Origin of the sequence: Arthrobacter sp. BB-1 (genome assembly GCF_006151685.1) — a bacterium.
Lineage (GTDB): Bacteria > Actinomycetota > Actinomycetes > Actinomycetales > Micrococcaceae > Arthrobacter.
In genome coordinates, this window is the sequence record NZ_VDEV01000022.1 from 215,743 (window position 1) to 232,124 (window position 16,382).

Annotated in this window: 20 protein-coding genes, 1 other RNA gene and 1 riboswitch; of the genes, 15 read left to right on the forward strand and 6 right to left on the reverse strand. The window is 66.5% G+C overall.

Going from position 1 to position 16,382, the window contains the following annotated elements; genetic code table 11:
* Window positions 1–155 precede the first annotated feature (155 nt).
* From FHJ30_RS12815 to FHJ30_RS22020, 4 genes are all read left to right on the forward strand, one after another.
* Window positions 156–755 (forward strand): GDSL-type esterase/lipase family protein, encoded by a 600-nt coding sequence (locus FHJ30_RS12815; protein WP_139029660.1) that lies wholly within the window; start codon window positions 156–158, stop codon window positions 753–755.
* Between the two features lie 87 nt (window positions 756–842).
* Window positions 843–1,670 (forward strand): DUF4097 family beta strand repeat-containing protein, encoded by an 828-nt coding sequence (locus FHJ30_RS12820; protein WP_139029661.1) that lies wholly within the window; start codon window positions 843–845, stop codon window positions 1,668–1,670.
* Entirely contained in the window at window positions 1,670–2,281 is a 612-nt protein-coding gene (locus FHJ30_RS12825) for a PadR family transcriptional regulator (RefSeq protein WP_139029662.1), read from the forward strand. The genes FHJ30_RS12820 and FHJ30_RS12825 overlap by 1 nt, the downstream gene beginning before the upstream one ends.
* A gap of 123 nt (window positions 2,282–2,404) precedes the next feature.
* Complete coding sequence (locus tag FHJ30_RS22020; RefSeq protein ID WP_369299106.1) at window positions 2,405–2,479, forward strand: 50S ribosomal protein bL37; 75 nt, start codon at window positions 2,405–2,407, stop codon at window positions 2,477–2,479.
* Between the two features lie 99 nt (window positions 2,480–2,578).
* Here FHJ30_RS22020 and rsrA read toward each other — a convergent pair whose 3' ends face one another.
* Window positions 2,579–2,839: a mycothiol system anti-sigma-R factor gene (gene rsrA, locus FHJ30_RS12830; RefSeq protein WP_139029663.1), complete on the reverse strand. Its 261-nt coding sequence runs from the start codon at window positions 2,837–2,839 to the stop codon at window positions 2,579–2,581.
* Window positions 2,836–3,609: a sigma-70 family RNA polymerase sigma factor gene (locus tag FHJ30_RS12835; protein ID WP_139029664.1), complete on the reverse strand. Its 774-nt coding sequence runs from the start codon at window positions 3,607–3,609 to the stop codon at window positions 2,836–2,838. The genes rsrA and FHJ30_RS12835 overlap by 4 nt, the downstream gene beginning before the upstream one ends.
* Window positions 3,610–3,947: 338 nt before the next feature.
* Between FHJ30_RS12835 and FHJ30_RS12840 the strand changes: the two genes are divergently transcribed.
* The 11 genes from FHJ30_RS12840 to FHJ30_RS21865 all read left to right on the forward strand — a co-directional run bounded on the left by FHJ30_RS12840 (window position 3,948) and on the right by FHJ30_RS21865 (window position 12,735).
* Window positions 3,948–4,496, forward strand: a complete 549-nt coding sequence (locus FHJ30_RS12840) for a DoxX family protein (RefSeq protein ID WP_139029665.1) — start codon at window positions 3,948–3,950, stop codon at window positions 4,494–4,496.
* A 6-nt stretch (window positions 4,497–4,502) separates the two neighbouring features.
* Complete coding sequence (gene aroA / locus FHJ30_RS12845) at window positions 4,503–5,888, forward strand: 3-phosphoshikimate 1-carboxyvinyltransferase (protein ID WP_139029666.1); 1,386 nt, start codon at window positions 4,503–4,505, stop codon at window positions 5,886–5,888.
* Window positions 5,872–6,987 (forward strand): ribosome small subunit-dependent GTPase A, encoded by a 1,116-nt coding sequence (locus FHJ30_RS12850; protein WP_139029667.1) that lies wholly within the window; start codon window positions 5,872–5,874, stop codon window positions 6,985–6,987. The genes aroA and FHJ30_RS12850 overlap by 17 nt, the downstream gene beginning before the upstream one ends.
* A 48-nt stretch (window positions 6,988–7,035) precedes the next feature.
* A complete protein-coding gene (gene hisN, locus FHJ30_RS12855; RefSeq protein ID WP_139029668.1) occupies window positions 7,036–7,848 on the forward strand; it encodes a histidinol-phosphatase in 813 nt (270 codons plus the stop codon).
* Between the two features lie 160 nt (window positions 7,849–8,008).
* Window positions 8,009–8,122, forward strand: a riboswitch (SAM riboswitch).
* 35 nt (window positions 8,123–8,157) lie between these two features.
* The gene (locus tag FHJ30_RS12860; protein ID WP_139029669.1) at window positions 8,158–9,600 is read left to right on the forward strand and encodes an aminotransferase class V-fold PLP-dependent enzyme; all 1,443 of its coding nucleotides are present in this window, start codon (window positions 8,158–8,160) and stop codon (window positions 9,598–9,600) included.
* 93 nt (window positions 9,601–9,693) lie between these two features.
* Window positions 9,694–10,452, forward strand: coding sequence for a class I SAM-dependent methyltransferase (locus FHJ30_RS12865; RefSeq protein ID WP_139029670.1), 759 nt, complete (start codon window positions 9,694–9,696; stop codon window positions 10,450–10,452).
* A 46-nt stretch (window positions 10,453–10,498) separates the two neighbouring features.
* Window positions 10,499–11,227 (forward strand): metal-dependent transcriptional regulator, encoded by a 729-nt coding sequence (locus FHJ30_RS12870; protein ID WP_139029671.1) that lies wholly within the window; start codon window positions 10,499–10,501, stop codon window positions 11,225–11,227.
* Between the two features lie 5 nt (window positions 11,228–11,232).
* On the forward strand, window positions 11,233–11,652 hold the full coding sequence (locus tag FHJ30_RS12875; protein ID WP_139029784.1) for a CrcB family protein: 420 nt from the start codon (window positions 11,233–11,235) through the stop codon (window positions 11,650–11,652).
* On the forward strand, window positions 11,649–12,050 hold the full coding sequence (locus tag FHJ30_RS12880) for a CrcB family protein (RefSeq protein ID WP_139029672.1): 402 nt from the start codon (window positions 11,649–11,651) through the stop codon (window positions 12,048–12,050). The genes FHJ30_RS12875 and FHJ30_RS12880 overlap by 4 nt, the downstream gene beginning before the upstream one ends.
* Window positions 12,051–12,138: 88 nt before the next feature.
* A complete protein-coding gene (locus FHJ30_RS12885; RefSeq protein ID WP_139029673.1) occupies window positions 12,139–12,507 on the forward strand; it encodes a hypothetical protein in 369 nt (122 codons plus the stop codon).
* Between the two features lie 93 nt (window positions 12,508–12,600).
* Complete coding sequence (locus FHJ30_RS21865) at window positions 12,601–12,735, forward strand: hypothetical protein (RefSeq protein WP_255707894.1); 135 nt, start codon at window positions 12,601–12,603, stop codon at window positions 12,733–12,735.
* 2 nt (window positions 12,736–12,737) lie between these two features.
* Here the strand turns inward: FHJ30_RS21865 and FHJ30_RS12890 are convergent, their stop codons facing one another.
* From FHJ30_RS12890 to FHJ30_RS12905, 4 genes are all read right to left on the reverse strand, one after another.
* Complete coding sequence (locus FHJ30_RS12890; protein ID WP_139029674.1) at window positions 12,738–13,721, reverse strand: S1C family serine protease; 984 nt, start codon at window positions 13,719–13,721, stop codon at window positions 12,738–12,740.
* Between the two features lie 210 nt (window positions 13,722–13,931).
* Window positions 13,932–14,300: a transfer-messenger RNA gene (ssrA, locus tag FHJ30_RS12895) on the reverse strand.
* A gap of 87 nt (window positions 14,301–14,387) precedes the next feature.
* Window positions 14,388–14,861, reverse strand: coding sequence for an SsrA-binding protein SmpB (gene smpB, locus FHJ30_RS12900; RefSeq protein WP_009356865.1), 474 nt, complete (start codon window positions 14,859–14,861; stop codon window positions 14,388–14,390).
* 86 nt (window positions 14,862–14,947) lie between these two features.
* Complete coding sequence (locus tag FHJ30_RS12905) at window positions 14,948–16,372, reverse strand: M23 family metallopeptidase (RefSeq protein WP_171059020.1); 1,425 nt, start codon at window positions 16,370–16,372, stop codon at window positions 14,948–14,950.
* Between the last annotated feature and the right edge of the window lie 10 nt (window positions 16,373–16,382).

The window sequence follows — 16,382 nt, forward strand, 5'->3', positions numbered from 1 at the left end:
GACTCCGGCCGGGCAGTTCTGTTTAATGGAGTGCACGGCGCCGAATGGAACGCACGGCGCGAGATGGACAGGCCCAACGAATGCACAGCGGCGCTCCGTGGCCGGCAAGTGAAGCCACGGTTGCAGCGGCAAGGCACTGACGTAAAGAGGAACGTGTGGAAGACAGGAAGCTGCGCATTGCAGCTGTAGGAGATGAACTGCTGGCCGGACTGGGTGATCCCCGGGCACTCGGCTGGCTGGGACGCGTCCTCGCCCGCACACCCCGGGACAGCATGCTCCTGGAGAGCTACGCCCTCCCCTGCCCGCAGGAAGGCACGGAAGGCCTGGCCGCGCGGTGGCTCGAGGAAGCCGGCCGCCGCTTCAGCGACCACGCCGAAAACAGGCTGGTCATCGGGCTCTCCGGGCGCGACATCGAGTTTGGGCTCTCCACCGCACGCAGCAGGCTCAACCTCGCCAACATCCTGGATTCGGCATCGCAAAACCGCATCGAGGTCTTCGTCGTGGGTCCGCCCCCCACGCTTGATCCGAACCAGAACAGGCGCCTGGACGAACTCAACACCGCCTTCGCCGACGTCACCACCCGGCGCAAGCACCTGTACGTTGACACCTTCTCCCCCCTCCTGAACCACGAACAGTGGCGCCAGGACCTGGCAGCCAACGGCGGGACCCCGGGGCAGGCCGGGTATGGACTGATGGCGTGGCTGGTGCTTCACCGGGGCTGGTTCCAGTGGCTTGGCATGGACGTCCCGGAGTAAGCTCCAATCGCGATATATCTTGACGCTGTTCCCGCCGCGGGGTAGCTTGGGAGGGTCAACACGATATATCGCCTTTTGGAGGACTCCGTGCCTGATCAAGAATGGACTGTCACCAGCCCACAGACCATCGACGTCGACGGCGTGGCGTCCCTGAAGCTCGGCATGGTGCAGGGCCGCTTCGACGTCGTTACGCACGAGGAGCAGGTGGCCCGCGTCGAGATTGCCGACGTCCACGGAGACCCTGTGGCGGTCTCCCTGAGCGAGGGCCGCCTGGAGGTCCGCCACCAGCTGCACGGCCCCCAGGGCTGGTTCAAGAACCTCATGGGGACCGTCAGCCACAACAGCGAAAATTCGGCCGTCATCAGCATTGCCGTCCCCGCCCACGTCCGGGTGGAGGCGGGCACGGTCAGCGGTGACGGATTGGTGTCCGGCATCAAGGGACAGACGCGCCTCAACACGGTCTCCGGCTCGGTCATGGCGGACGGCACCGAGGGTGAACTGCACATCAACACCGTCAGCGGAGAAGTCACCGCCCGGAACCACACAGGTGTCCTGACCGCCAAGAGCGTCTCCGGCGAAGTGACCGCGTCCGGGCACCTCAGCAACATCCGCGCAAACACCGTCAGCGGGGACATGAGCTTCGATCTCCTGGGCTTCACGCACGACTTTGGCGCGAACTCGGTGTCCGGGGACCTCACCATCCGGCTGCCCCACGACGTGGGCGTGGACATCGTGGCCAAGTCGGCCAGCGGTGCCGTTGTGATCGGAGACCAGCGGTACGCGGTGGTTGGCGGCAAGGTGGAAACGATTGCCGGCCCGGACGGTCAGCTCATGCTGGTGCGGACCAACACGGTGTCGGGCAAGACCTCCATCTTCCACGGCCCGGCGGCGGGAAATGCAGAAGCTGGCTCCTAATGGCCCCGGTATTCGCCCACGGCGCGCTTCGCCTCTACCTGCTGGCACTGCTTGAGTCAGGTCCCAAACACGGCTACGAGCTCATCAAGGAGCTCAAGGAACGGTTTGGCGGCACCTACTCCCCCAGCGCCGGAACCATCTACCCCCGGCTGGGAAAACTTGAGGAGGAAGGGCTCGTGGCCACGGAATCCGCCGGGCGCCGGACCAACTACCACATCACCGCATCCGGGCTGGCGGAGCTGAACCGGCGCCGTGACGAACTGGCCGGCGTGGAGAGCGAAATCTCCGCTTCCGTCCGCCGGCTGGCCGACAACCTCCGCGAGGACATCCGCAGCAACATGCGGGGGCTTCGGGCCGATCTTGCCGCCACGGCGGAGGCCGCCCGGGCCACTGCGCGCTCGACGGATTTCAAGGTCCCCGGCAGGTTGCCACCGGAAAGCCAGCGCTCCTTGAAGGAAGCGGAAATGATGCTCCAACGGTTCCGCGACGACCTCAGGTCTGAGCTGCGGCTGCACGCCGGAAGGGAGCCCCTCAGCCCCCTGGCACTGGAAACAGTCCGGACCGTCCTTGAACAGGCCGGCATCTCGATCCGGAACTCCCTCAAACCCTAGGACTGCATGCTCCCCCAGCGGCCAAGGCGCAGGTCATGCGGCTGTTCCCGGTTCGCGGGCGGCTACTTGATGTGCGAGACTTGAGGGCAGCTCTTTTGAGTACCAACAGTAAGGAGGCCAGCTATGAGCAAGCGTGCACGCAAGCGTCGTGACCGTAAGCGTGGCGGCGCGAACCACGGGAAGCGCCCCAACACCTAGGCAAATGCCAGGAACTACGGTTCAAGCGAAGGACCCCGGACGCCAAACGGCTTCCGGGGTCCTTTGCTTTGTCAGCGGCGGCGGTACGGTCCTGCCGCCCTAGGCGTCTACCGGCCGGATGGTGTGGATCCGGTCAAGAATGGCGTTCTTCAGGTTCTCCGGAGCGGCCTCGGTGCAGGACCGCTTGACCATGTTGCGGATCACGCATTCAAGGTCGTACTGCTGCGTGCATTCCGGGCAGTCATCAAGGTGGTTCTTGATGTCTGTGATGTCCTCACGGGTCAGGGCACCGTCGAGGTACTCGTAAATCCGTTGCATCCGGGTGTCATCGCAATCGCCCAATCCCTGGCAGTCGCTCATTTCCTGCTCTCCTGTTGTGTGCTTCCTGCCGCGTCCTGTGAATCGGCGGCTGTCTTGAATCCGCGCTCGGCGGCGTACTCTCCCAGCATGTCCCGCAACATTCTCCGGCCGCGGTGGAGCCGGGACATCACTGTGCCGATGGGCGTGTTCATGATGTCTGAAATTTCCTTATAAGCGAACCCCTCAACATCCGCGAAGTAGACCGCAAGGCGGAATTCCTCGGGAATGTCCTGGAGCGCCCTTTTCACGTCGGAATCCGGAAGGTGGTCCAGTGCTTCCGCCTCAGCGGACCGGAGCCCGCTGGAGGTGTGCGACTCAGCCCTGGCCAACTGCCAGTCCTCGATGGTGTCCGAGTTGGACTGGAGCGGTTCCCGCTGCCGCTTGCGGTACAAGTTGATGTACGTGTTGGTCAGGATGCGGTAGAGCCAGGCCTTGAGGTTGGTTCCGGGCTTGTACTGGTGAAACGCGGAGAAAGCCTTGGTGTAGGCCTCCTGGACGAGGTCCTCGGCGTCGGAGGGGTTCCGGGCCATGCGCATTGCCGCCGAATACAGCTGGTCGACGTACTGCATGGCATCGCGTTCGAACCGCAGCCGGCGCTCTTCCGCCGATTCAGTGGCAACATCCACCGGGTCCTCGCCCGATTCCACGGCAGCGGCGGCCACCGGGACAACTGCGGAATCCGCAGCCCCGGTTCCGGCGGCAACGCTGCCCTTCGCTTCGTTGTGGGAAGCTTCATACATGGCCGAGACGGCCGGATCCAAGGTGCTCATTGCCCTCAAGTCTACTGTCAGGCTCCGCGCACGCGGCGGCCCATACCCTGGGGGTTGCGACCCAAACGAGTCCAGTGCCACCGGGCCTGCTGCTTCAATTCCGTCCAACACGCGCGCCAAGGGCCCAACTCCGCTCTGTTTGTCCGGTCGGGGACGTGCGTCTGGCAGTCCGTGCCCGGCCATCTGTTCCATGGTTTCACCCATGATTTACCTGCGGACCGGCGTTCCCCGGATCCGACATCCATAACCTCCTGCGCTCGGCAAATATTCCCCAAAAGTGCAAGACTAGGACGGACTCCGCCGCATTCGACGCGGTTCGTCCACCCAGGAGGAAATCCATGTCCTTTGTCCGCACGCTCGCCCGCCCCATGCTGGCCTCCAGCTTTGTCCTTGCCGGAATGGACAAGCTCAAGAACGCTGACGACACCGCGCAGCAGCTCTCGCCGCTGCTCCGCAAGGCAGCCGCGTCGCTGCCCTTCAAAGCGGACGAGAAGACGCTTGCCCGCGTCATCGGCGGAACCCAGGTGGGCGCCGGCGTACTCTTCGGACTGGGCAAGTTCTCCAGGCTTTCGGCCACGGTGCTCACCGTGATTTCCCTGCTCAACACGTTCGTCGAGTGGCGCAGTGCAGATATCAGCAGCAAGGAAGGCCGCGAGACCCGGCGCAACCAGCTGCTCAAGAACCTGTCCTTGAGCGGCGGTGCGCTCCTTGCGTCCGTTGACACCGCGGGCAAGCCGGGCTTGGCCTGGCGGGCAGAGCACCTGGCCGCTGATGCGCGCAAGGGCGCCTCGCACCTGGCTGCGGACGCCAGGAAGACCACCAACAAAAAACTCCACAAAGCGGACAAAGCCGTGCGCCGCGCGGTGGAGCAGGCCACGGGGGCATAACAACGAATGACCGCAGCAGCCGCCGTCCGGGATGATTCCGGAACGCCTGTCCCCCACTGGCCCGCACCCTTCGCGTCCCGCCCTGTCAATGCCACCGTCACGGTGCCCGGTTCCAAGTCGCTGACCAACAGGTACCTGGTCCTTGCAGCCCTGGCTGACGGACCCTCCCGCCTGCGCGCGCCCCTGCACTCCAGGGACTCCGCGCTCATGGTCGAAGCACTCCGCCAGCTGGGTGCCACCGTTACGGAGGTGCCCGGGGAAGGAGCCTTCGGGCCAGACCTTGAAGTTGTTCCGCTGGACCCGGACGCGGCCCCGTCCCCGGCGAGGATCGACTGCGGGCTTGCCGGCACGGTGATGCGGTTCGTCCCGCCCCTCGCTGCACTGCGCAGGGGCACCAGCGAGTTCGACGGCGACCCCCACGCGCGCAAGCGGCCGATGGGGACCATCATCGAGGCACTCAAGGCGCTGGGGGTGGCAATTTCCTCCACGGAGGGGGGCACGCCGTCGTCGTTGCCGTTTGTGGTGGATGGCACCGGGAAGGTCCGCGGCGGCCACCTGGTGATCGACGCCAGCGCGTCCTCCCAGTTCGTTTCGGCGCTGCTCCTGGTGGGAGCTCGGTTCACCGAGGGCCTGCACCTGGAACACGTGGGCGATCCGGTCCCCAGCCTCGACCACATCAACATGACCGTGGACGTCCTGCGCGGGGCGGGCGTTGCCGTTGACGACTCGGTTCCCAACCACTGGGTTGTCAGCCCGGGCCCCATCCGCGCCTTTGACCAGCGGATCGAGCAGGACCTGTCCAACGCCGGGCCGTTCCTCGCCGCGGCGTTGGCGTCCGGCGGAACCGTGCGGGTCCCCGGCTGGCCGGAAGAAACGCAGCAGGTGGGCGATCTCTGGCGCAGCATCCTTGCCCGGATGGGCGCGGAGGTCAGCCTGCAGGACGGCGTCCTGACCATCACCGGCGGCACCGAGATCAAGGGCGGGGACTTCGCGGACACCAGCGAACTCGCCCCCACCGTGGCCGCCCTGTGCGCGCTGGCCAGCGGGCCTTCGCGGCTCAGCGGCATCGCGCATCTGCGCGGACACGAAACGGACCGGCTTGCTGCGCTGGTCACGGAAATCAACCGGCTCGGCGGTGACGCCGAGGAGACCAGCGACGGCCTGGTGATCCGGCCTGCGAAGCTGCACGCCGGCGTCGTCCACAGCTACGCGGACCACCGCATGGCCACCGCCGGGGCCATCCTCGGCCTGGCCGTGGAGGGCATCCAGGTGGAGGACATCGGCACCACCGCCAAGACCATGCCGGACTTCCCGCAGCTGTGGGCCGACATGCTGGCCCAGGACGCCCCTGGGGCTGGGGCGGAAGGTTCCAGCGGTGGCGCGGAGCACTGATTCCTGGGACGAATCCGACGTCCGGATCCGGCCCAGCAAGAAGGGCTCCAGGCCCCGCACCAAGGACAGGCCCAGCCACGACGACGCGGTCACCGGGCGCATCATCACGGTTGACCGCGGCCGTTACACAGCAGTGGTGGGCGAGGACTCGGGCAACGAGCGGGTGGTCATTGCCGCCCGGGCAAGGGAACTTCGCAGGAACCCGGTGGTTGCCGGGGACTTTGTTTCACTGGTGGGCGATGTCTCCGGCGAGCCGGACACCCTGGCCCGGCTGGTGAAGATCCAGGACCGCCGGACGCTCCTGCGGCGCAGCGCCGATGACACCGATCCGGTGGAACGCGCCGTGGTGGCCAACGCGGACCAGCTGGTCATTGTGGTGGCCGCCGCCAACCCCGAGCCGCGCACGGGTTTCATTGACCGCGCCCTGGTGGCCGCCTACGACGCCGGCATTGAGCCGATCCTGCTGGTCACCAAGGCGGACATCAAGGATCCCGCGGAGCTGCTGGCCAATTACACCCACCTGGACTTTCCGGTGATCATCAGCCGGACTGCCGACGCGCAGGCCTCAGGCGTTGATGCCCGTTCCGACGACGGCCTCTCCGCCCGGCTGGACAGGGCCGCCGTCGCGGAGCTGCGGACCTACCTCGACGGGAAAGTCACCGTCATGCTGGGGCACTCCGGCGTGGGCAAGTCAACCATGGTCAATGCGCTCACCGGGGCGGAACGGGCCACCGGCGGCGTGAACGCGGTGACCGGCCGGGGCCGGCACACGTCATCCTCCGCCCTCGCCCTGCGCCTCGCGGACGCGCCGTCCGGCAGCTGGATCATCGACACCCCCGGCATCCGCTCCTTTGGCCTGGCGCACGTGGACCCTGACCGGATCCTGCGCTCCTTCCCGGACCTCTCGCCCGGCACGGATGACTGCGAGCGCGGCTGCAAGCACACAGCCACTGCCGTGGACTGCGGGCTGGACGCATGGGTAGCGGGGGGCCACGCCGGCCCCACCGGGGCTGCCCGGCTTGCCTCGTTGCGGCGGCTGCTCGGGGCGGACCCGCGAATGGAAGCCCAGGAGGCCAAGGAGCTGGGCAGCGTCAACTGACGGGGCCCGGATCCCGGCAGAATCGTGCGCAGACGGTAGTTTGGAACCATGATCCAACCCGCTTCGAGCTACAACGATGACCTGCGCCTGGCCCATGTCCTGGCCGACTCAGTGGATGACCAGACCATGAGCCGCTTCAAGGCACTGGACCTCCACATTGAGACCAAGCCGGACCTGACGCCCGTCACCGATGCGGACAAGGCGGCCGAAGAAGCCATCCGCGGCCAGCTCTCCCGCTCCCGTCCGCGCGATGCCGTCCTTGGCGAGGAGTTCGGCAGCACCGGCCACGGCTCGCGGCGGTGGATCATCGATCCCATCGACGGCACCAAGAACTTCGTCCGCGGCGTTCCCGTGTGGGCCACCCTGATCGCGTTGGTGGACGAAGGCGAACCGGTAGTGGGTGTGGTGAGCGCTCCGGCCCTGGGCAAGCGCTGGTGGGCGGCGAAGGGCATGGGAGCCTACATGGGACGCTCCCTGGCAGCTGCCACCCGGCTCCGGGTGTCCAACGTTTCCAGCCTGTCCGACGCCTCACTGTCCTATTCGAGCCTTGGCGGCTGGAAGGAACGTGGAAACCTCAACGAGTTCCTGGGCCTCACCGAGGATGTCTGGCGGACCCGGGCCTTCGGCGACTTCTGGTCCTACTGCATGGTGGCGGAGGGTTCGGTGGACATCGCCTGCGAACCCGAGCTCAACCTCTATGACATGGCCGCCCTGGTGCCTATCGTCGTTGAAGCGGGCGGTCGTTTCACCTCGTTGGAAGGCGAAGACGGGCCGTTTGGCGGCAATGCCCTGGCCACCAATTCCATCCTGCACTCGGAAGTGCTGCGCCGGTTGAACCCGGACCTGGACGACCTCCTCTAACACTCCATTCTCCGAAGAATCAACGCCGGGCACCTCCAAAAGGAGGTGCCCGCCGTCGTTATCTTCGGTAAAAGCAGTCCTTTTCAACTGCGCGTAACAAAGCCCTTAACATTCCAGCCGGCTTTTAGCCTGCACGGGGTATGTCCTACGCTCTTAACCAGGTCACGAGTGCCAGCGCTAAACCCCGGTTTGCTGGCCGGCAACCCTCCATTCGCGGTGGGGTGCCCCGGGTGACGACCAGGCCGGTCCGGAACGGATGCGGCAAGCGCGGATTCCCCCAGCGGAGTCCTGTTCCAAAGTGAGGTCTCTGTGACAACTGCCACCGTCTCCCCCAGCGCCGCAATCCAGCCTGGAACCGCGGCACAGCCCGGACCGGCAGCACTCGTCGACCAGCGCCATGCGGCGGCCGGCCGTCCCCTGGCGGCAGTCACCGGCGCCGAAATCCAGGCCCCCCTGATCCATGGCGGGCACGTGCGGTACGCGAACCTCGACTACGGCGCGTCGGCCCCGGCGCTCTCCGTGGTGTCCGCCTACCTCAACGAAATCCTGCCCTTCTACGCGAGCGTGCACCGCGGAGCCGGCTACGCCTCCCAGATCAGCACCTCGGTGTACGAGAACGCCCGCGCCATCGTCCGGGACTTCGTGGGCGGCCGCCCGGACGATTCCGTGATCTTCACCCGGAACACCACCGATTCCCTCAACCTGCTGGCCGGCTGCCTGCCCGCTACAAGCGGCCGGGCCGACGGCGACGTCCTGTACCTCGACATTGAGCACCACGCCAACCTGCTCCCGTGGCAGGGCGTCCCCCACCGCAGCATCGTGGCGGCCGACACCATCGCGGGAACCATTGATGCCGTGCGTGCCGAGCTCCAGCACGGCGGGGTAAGCCTGCTCGCCGTCACCGGGGCGTCCAACGTCACCGGCGAGATCCTTCCCATCCGGGCCCTCGCCTCACTCGCCCACGAATACGGCGCAAGGATCGTGGTGGACGCGGCCCAGCTGGCGCCGCACCGCCGCATCGACATCACCGCGGACGACGTCGACTACCTCGCCTTCTCCGGGCACAAGCTGTACGCGCCCTTTGGGTCAGGGGTCCTTGTGGGCCGTCCGGACTGGCTGGACGCCGGGACCCCGCACCTTGCCGGCGGCGGCGCCGTCAAGGAGGCCAGGCTCGACGGCGTCAGCTGGGCCACCGGTCCGGCCCGCCACGAGGGCGGGTCACCCAACGTGCTGGGCGCAGCCACCCTTGCCCGCGCCACCCAGGTTATTGCGGAGCTGGATCCGGACCGATGGCACGCCCACGAGTCCGCCATCCGTTCCTTCCTGGTCGAAGGCCTGCAGGAGATCGACGGCGTGACTGTCCACCAGATCTTCAAGGACACCGATCCGGAGACTGACACGATCGGCGTGGTGAACTTCTCCGTGGAAGGCTACGACGCCGGACTGGTGGCGGCCTACCTGTCAGCCGAGCATGGCGTGGGCCTGCGTGACGGCCGCTTCTGCGCCCACCCGCTGCTGAAGCGGCTGGGGCTTCCGTCCGGCTCCCTCCGGGCCAGCTTCGGCGTGGGATCCCGCCTTGATGATGCCCAGCGGCTCCTGGCAGGTATCCGGGACCTTCGCAGCAAGGGGCTTGGCTGGGACTATGTGGTGGATGCGGGCCGATGGGTTCCCGCCAACGACAACCGCACCTACCCGCACTGGGCCCCCAACACCCCGGGGACGGCTGGCGCGGCCCCCTGCATCGACGACTGACCTGCGCACCGCCTGACGGCCGCCGCTCAGCCGTACCGGTCCGGTACGGTAAATTCGGAAGGTACCGACGGGACCTGACGAAGGAGGCCACGCGTGGCACGGGGTGGCCCCAGGCTGGATCACGGCCGGCGCCGGGAGCTCGGACAGAGCTTCCAGGACGGCGGCAAGCATTACCAGCGGGTGCGGCCGGGATATCCCGCTGAATCCGCGCAGTGGCTGGTGCCCCAGGGCGCCCGCGATGCACTCGATGTTGGTGCCGGCACCGGCAAGTTCACGGCGCTGCTCCTGGACATGGGACTGTCGGTCACGGCGGTGGACCCCTCAGCGGACATGCTCGAACAACTCGCGGAACACTATCCCGCCGCCGCGGCTGTCCTGGGCACCGCGGAGGCCACCGGCCTGCCTGACTCAGCGTTCGACGTCGCCACCGTGGCCCAGGCCTGGCACTGGTGCGATGCGCTGCGGGCCAGCACGGAACTGGCCCGTGTCCTCCGGCCCCAGGGAACGCTGGGCCTGGTGTGGAACCAGTTGGATACGTCTGTCCCCTGGGTCCACCGGCTCTCGAGGATCATGCATGCCGGGGACGTGTACAAACCCGATTTCCGGCCGCTGGTAGGGCCCGAGTTCGAGGGACTGGAAGGCCACGTGGTGCACTGGCAGGACCCGATCACCACCGGCGGCCTGATGGAGCTGGCAAAGTCGCGCAGCTACTACCTGCGCGCCGGTGAGGCCACGCGGGCGAAAGTGCTGGCGAACCTCGACTGGTACCTCCATGAGCACCTGGGCCACGGCCCGGACGAGGACCTGCAGCTGCCGTACCTCACCCTGGCCTGGCGGGCTGTGCGGGCGTGAGCGGATGTTCCTGCGCCCGGCCCTGGCAGCCGGTAGGCTTGATCCCGTGAAGACCAGCGCGCCCTCCTCCTCCATCGAGGACTACGTCAAGGTCATCTACTCATTCACCGAATGGCAGGACAAGCCCATCACGTCCTCCCAGCTGGCGCAGCGGCTTGGCGTGGCCAATTCCTCGGTATCGGAAATGGTCCGCAAGCTGAAGGACCAGGGCCTGGTGGACCACAAACCGTACAGTGCCGTGAGGCTCACGGACGCCGGGCTCCGGCTCGCCCTTTCCATGGTGCGGCGCCACCGGCTGATCGAGACCTACCTCGTCCAGCAGCTGGGGTACAGCTGGGATGAGGTGCATGACGAAGCCGAGCTGCTGGAGCATGCCGTCTCGGACACCTTCATCGAACGGGTGGCAGCCAAGCTGGGCAACCCGCAGCGGGATCCGCACGGCGATCCCATCCCCACTGCCGACGGCAGAGTATTTATGCCCCGCGCGCACCTCATGGGGGAACTTGATGAGGGCCACACCGGACGGATTACCCGGATCAGCGACGACAACCCGGAACTGCTCCGCTACCTCGCCGCCGAGGAGATAGACCTCGACGCCGAGGTGGAGGTGGTGGGCCGCCGGCCCTTCGGCGGCGCCCTGGTGGTGCGGATCAGCAACTCGGGCCGTGAACGGAACTACGACCTCGCCGACGAGGTCACGTCGGCGCTGTGGGTGCACAGCGACCATCCCCACCCGGGCTGCATCCTCGGGGACGCTGACATGCCCAAGGCGTGAGCCCGCTGAAGACTTCCGGCGCGCCGGAGGGCCGCGCCTGGCTTGCAGTGGCCGCGGGCGCCCTGATCGGCACCGAACTGCGGTATGGGCTGGGTATCGCGTTTCCTGAACCGCCCGGCGCCTTCCCCTGGACCACGCTGGGCATCAACGTGGCCGGCAGCTTTGTCCTGGCCGTCCTGACCACCGCCTGGATGGCCCGGCCACGGACCGCGTTCTGGCTGCGGGCAGGGCTGGGGCCGGGTCTGCTGGGCTCCTTCACCACGTTCTCCGCCGTGGTCTTCTCCACGGACCAGCTGGCCAGGGCCGGGCAGCACGGCGTATGGGCCGGTTACCTCGCGCTGTCGCTGCTCCTTGGCCTTGCCGCCGCCGGCGTGGGATGGCGGGCAGGGAAACTGGCTGGCCGGCGCCCCGGGGTCCGCCGGTGACCACGGCTGTCCTGGTGGGTATTTTCGGCGTGGCGGGTGCCCTCCTGCGCTTCGGCGTCGACAGCTGGTTTGCGCACCACAGCTCCATCCGCAGTTCACGTGCCACTGGCAGCGCGGAAAGGCTGCACTGGCCCTGGGCCACACTGCTGGTGAATGTGGCGGGCTGCTTCATTATCGGTGCCGCCCACGGTGTTACTGCCCAATTGGGTCTGGGGGCCGAGTGGCAGGCAGGCCTGGCGGCAGGCCTGGCAGGAGGGCTGACCACCTTCAGTTCGTGGACCACCGCCACGGTGCGGCTGCTCAGTGAGGAACGCTTCGGCGCTGCCGCAGTGAATATTGCGGCCAACCTGGTGCTGGGTTTTGGCGCGGCAGCGGCCGGGATTGCCCTGGTGTCCTGAGACCAGCCGCGCCGGCCGGTCCTGGGGCAACCCTTGCGGGTCAACGCTGGGGGTGCTGATTTGGCGGGCTCCCGTATCGTGGATGGTGATGATTAGCAGACGCGACGCGGCCATTGCCCTTGACGTACCGATGGAGATGGCACAGCGCCATGGCCTTCCCAAGTGGATGACGGAGGCCGAGCTGGGTGAGATTCTGGACAACCCGCCGCCATGGCTGGTCCAGTCCCGAGCCAACCGCACCGGCAAACGCCCGGTGTGGGTCCATCTGGAGTGCGCGGTCTGCGGCTACGAGGAAGCAGCGCGCCCCAAGAAATGGTGGCCGAACTTCACCTATGTGGTGTGCGGACACCATGATCCCCAAGACGTTCCCCGCGTGCGCGAGGGGTACGTCCGCAGCGAGTTCGACGGCGTCGGGACGCGTTTTGTGGGCATCGCCGACGTCCCTGTTCCGGACTGATTCCATACCATCTTCCGGCCATTACATTCGGGGCCGAATAGGCGTAACTTACGAAGTGGGACGCAGCCCGTCCCCTGTTGTAAGGAGCACGCCATGCCGGACAAAACACCCCACCAGAACCTGGCAAAGAAGCCGGTCAAGACCATCAAGGAAAAACGCGCCGAGAAGAAGTCGAAGAATCCTGAAGGCGCCCAGGACCCCGTGGCCCACCTGAAGAAGCGCCGGTAGCTTTACTGGCCGTTTGCCTGCATCTCTTCGGGAACGGCCACCAGTTCCTCTTCCCTGCCGTGCCTCAGCACCCTGATCTGCAGCGGCTGGCCGATCGCATCGGCGAACAGCAGCTTCTGCAGACTCTCAGCGTTGCTGACGGCGCGGCTTCCTGCGGTCAGGATGATGTCGCCTGCCTGCAGTCCCGCACGGTCTGCGGGTGATCCGGCCAGCACCTCCACCACCCTGAGCCCCTCCCGCTGGCCTGTCCTGATCACTGCGCTGGCATTCAACCGGATGGGGGTGCTGACCACCCCGAGGTAGGCGCGCCTGACCCGGCCGTCGTTCAGCAGGGCAGCGATGATCCGCCGTGTTGTTGTGTTGATTGGCACGGCAAGGCCCAGCCCGGCTCCCGCCACCGCGGTGTTGATGCCGACTATCCTGCCGTGCGCGTCCGCCAGGGCACCGCCGGAGCTGCCTGGGTTCAGCGCCGCGTCGGTCTGGATGACGTCCTCGATCACCCGCCGGTTGCCGCCCGCCCAGACCGGGATGGAACGGCCCAGGCCGCTGACCACCCCGGCCGTCACCGATCCTGCCAGCCCGAGCGGATTCCCGACGGCGATGACCAGCTGGCCCACCCGCAGCGTCTCGGCGTCGCCGAACTGGGCGGGGGCCACCCTTGGTGCTTTGCCGCGGACCACAGCGAGATCCGACAACGGATCCACGCCCACGAGCTCGAGATCGGTCCGGCTGCCGTCGGCAAATGCGGCGTGGCCCTTGTTGGTACCGGCCACCACGTGGGAATTCGTCAGCAGGTAGCCGTCCTCGGTAAAGAGGACCGCAGAACCTGCCCCCACGCGGAACCTGCCGTTCCGGCGGGTGCTGGTCATTTCTATGGCCGCGACGTGCGGCGTAACGGTCTCAGCCACCCGCATGACCGTCTCCGAATAGGAGTCCAGCGCGCCGTCGTCGTACTCTTCGGGACTGGGCTCACGCATCTGGTTCATGGGGCACCTCCTGGCTGCTCCGCCGCTGGTTCCGGCCGCTTCCGGCCCGGCCTGGGCCGCGGCGCCGGTTCTTATAGAGGACAACCCGTGGATGCCGGCCGCTAGTCCCAGGCCCGCTACGCCGTCGGTGAACAGGCAAGCCGCGCTTAAACACCAAAAGACCCGGACGCAATGTCCGGGTCTTTCAGTCTGCCCTGCGGCATTTTCAAAATGTGGAGATGGGGGGAATTGAACCCCCGTCCGATGTCGTGTTGTCAGGGCTTCTCCGGGCGCAGTTTGCGTCGGATTTTCTCGGCCCCAGCCATGCTGCAAACAGCTGGCTGATCCGGGCCCAGTCATCTAAGAGTCCCGCTCACCCCGATGACGGGGGTAAGCAGCAGTGGCTATCTAAATGACGCCAGGTTCCGGGGCAATAGCAACCTCGGGCTGACGGACTGTCTTACTGCTTAGGCAGCAAGAGCGAAGTCAGTGCGCTTAGAATTGGCACTTATTGGTTTGCAGACAGCGTTTACGAGATAATTCTGCATCCTCGGCCCGCTTCACCTGTCGCGACTAACATCGTCGAAACCGATCATCCCCGTATTTTGTTACCAAACCGGTGGGTTTCCCCGCCGGACTATCAATAGTAACGCATGATCCGCGGGATTCATTCCCGGGCGCAGTTTCCTAGCGGCGGCGGTTGCGTTCCCGCATCTCTCGTTGGGCTTCACGGTTGTCCTGCTGCTCGCGGAGGGTCTGGCGCTTGTCGTACTCGCGCTTGCCTCGGGCCACGCCAATCTCCACCTTTGCCTTGCCGTCAACGAAGTACAGCTGCAGCGGGACGATGGTGTAGCCCGATTCCCGCACCTTGTGGGAAATCTTGATGAGCTCCTCGCGGTGCAGCAGCAGCTTGCGGCGGCGGCGCGCGGCGTGGTTGGTCCAGCTCCCCTGGTTGTACTCGGGGATGTGGATGGCCTCCATCCACAGCTCGTCGTTGTAAAAGGTGCAGAACCCGTCCACCATGGAGGCGTGGCCCTCCCGCAGGGACTTCACTTCGGTGCCCATGAGCGCGATTCCAGCCTCGTAGGTATCCAGCACGTGGTAGTCATGCCGGGCCTTACGGTTGGTGGCCACCACTTTACGGCCACTTTCTTTAGGCAAGGGAAAGCTCCTCAGTTGAAGAATCGGATGTCCTCCGGCCTGGCCGGCGCGAAGTCATACCAGTCTACGGCAGGCTGCAGGCCGCGCTACAGCAGGCCCATCGGGTCCACGGCGGCGCCGTTCAGCCAGGTTTCGAAGTGCGCGTGGCAGCCCGTGGAGTTGCCTGTGTTGCCCGAGTAGGCAATCAGCTGCCCCTGCGAGACCCGTTGACCGTTCGACACCACGATGCTGGCGTTGTGGTAGTAGATGGTGTTCAGGGTGTTGCCCGCGATCAGGCCGTGGGAGATCTTGACCCGCCAGCCGCCGCCGTCGGCAGAGTTCCAGCCCGAGCTGAAGACCTCGCCGGCTGCTGCCGCGTAGACAGGCGTGCCGCAGGCTGCGCCGAAGTCCAGCCCCGTGTGCATGTAGCCGCCCTGGCCGTAGAAGTCAATGGTCCCCGGCGGGGTGGCGCGCCAGCCGAAGCCGGACGTGATGGGCACGCTGCCGTCAAACGGGTGCCGGAGGCCAAAGGCCGACGGCGACCCCACAGGCGGTACAAAAGGCTGGACCGGGGGCGGCGGCTGGTTCCTCGCTGCCGCGGCTGCCGCGGCAGCGGCGGCGGCTTCTGCCGCCAGCCTGCGCTGTTCGGCCTCCCAGGCCTCGCGGAGCTTCCTGTCGCGTTCCTGGATCTCCGCGGCCACCGCGTTCTGGCTGGCCTGCACGCCGGCGAGCTGGGACTGGATGCCGGGCTTGGCCGCCTGGAGCTCGGCATCGAGGCGGGTGGTGTCCGCTATGAGCCGGTCTACTTCTTCCTTCTTTGCGGCCGCTTCATCGCGTGCCGCCTTCTCCCGCTCGAGGGCTGCGTCCGCCTTGGCCTTGAGGTCCTTGATCTCGGCTTCCACGGCCTGGAGGCGGGCTTCGGAGTTGACGTTGGTGGCGTTCTGCTGCGACAGCTTGTCCATGGCAGCGTTCTGGCTGCGCATGGCCTGGTCCGCCAGGTCCATGGTTTCGGTCAGGCTGCCGCCGTTGTTGGCCCCGAAGAAGAGTGACAGGTTGGACGGAACACCGCCGGATTTGTACGCCTGGGTGGCGATTTGCCCGATCAGTTTCTTGGTGTCGGCAATCTTCTGCTTGTCCGTTTCAAGCTGCTGCGTGATTTTGGCCTTGTTCTGCTGCGCCATGTCCACGCGGGCGGAGAGTGCCTCCACTTCCTTGACGGCACCGGCTACGCGCCCCTGCGCCTCGAGGAGTGCCTGCTGGGCGCCGGGCAGCTGGCCCTGGTAGATGACCAGGTCGCTGGCCGCCTTGGCAATGCGCGAATCAACGAATTCCAGGGACTGCTGGACGCGGGCCGCCTCTGCCTCCAGCGCCTTCTGCCTGTCTTCAAGCTCGTCAGCAAAGGCCGGCGCAGAGGATGAGGCCAGGCCTGCGGCGAGGACGACTGCCAGCACGGCGCTGAGGATGCTTTTGCGGGGCGCCGTGCGGCGGCTGTTCAGCCGGTGTCGCGGCGACGTTTGGTCCGTTAAGTTCATGGGCATTCCT

What these genes read in the sequence shown, in the direction of transcription:
- FHJ30_RS12825 (WP_139029662.1), top strand. Translation starts at nt 1,670, where the DNA reads ATGGCCCCGGTATTCGCCCACGGCGCGCTTCGCCTCTACCTGCTGGCA.
- rsrA (WP_139029663.1), bottom strand. Translation starts at nt 2,839, where the DNA reads ATGAGCGACTGCCAGGGATTGGGCGATTGCGATGACACCCGGATGCAA.
- FHJ30_RS12835 (WP_139029664.1), bottom strand. Translation starts at nt 3,609, where the DNA reads ATGAGCACCTTGGATCCGGCCGTCTCGGCCATGTATGAAGCTTCCCAC.
- FHJ30_RS12840 (WP_139029665.1), top strand. Translation starts at nt 3,948, where the DNA reads ATGTCCTTTGTCCGCACGCTCGCCCGCCCCATGCTGGCCTCCAGCTTT.
- aroA (WP_139029666.1), top strand. Translation starts at nt 4,503, where the DNA reads ATGACCGCAGCAGCCGCCGTCCGGGATGATTCCGGAACGCCTGTCCCC.
- hisN (WP_139029668.1), top strand. Translation starts at nt 7,036, where the DNA reads ATGATCCAACCCGCTTCGAGCTACAACGATGACCTGCGCCTGGCCCAT.
- FHJ30_RS12885 (WP_139029673.1), top strand. Translation starts at nt 12,139, where the DNA reads ATGATTAGCAGACGCGACGCGGCCATTGCCCTTGACGTACCGATGGAG.
- FHJ30_RS21865 (WP_255707894.1), top strand. Translation starts at nt 12,601, where the DNA reads ATGCCGGACAAAACACCCCACCAGAACCTGGCAAAGAAGCCGGTCAAG.
- FHJ30_RS12890 (WP_139029674.1), bottom strand. Translation starts at nt 13,721, where the DNA reads ATGAACCAGATGCGTGAGCCCAGTCCCGAAGAGTACGACGACGGCGCG.
- FHJ30_RS12905 (WP_171059020.1), bottom strand. Translation starts at nt 16,372, where the DNA reads ATGAACTTAACGGACCAAACGTCGCCGCGACACCGGCTGAACAGCCGC.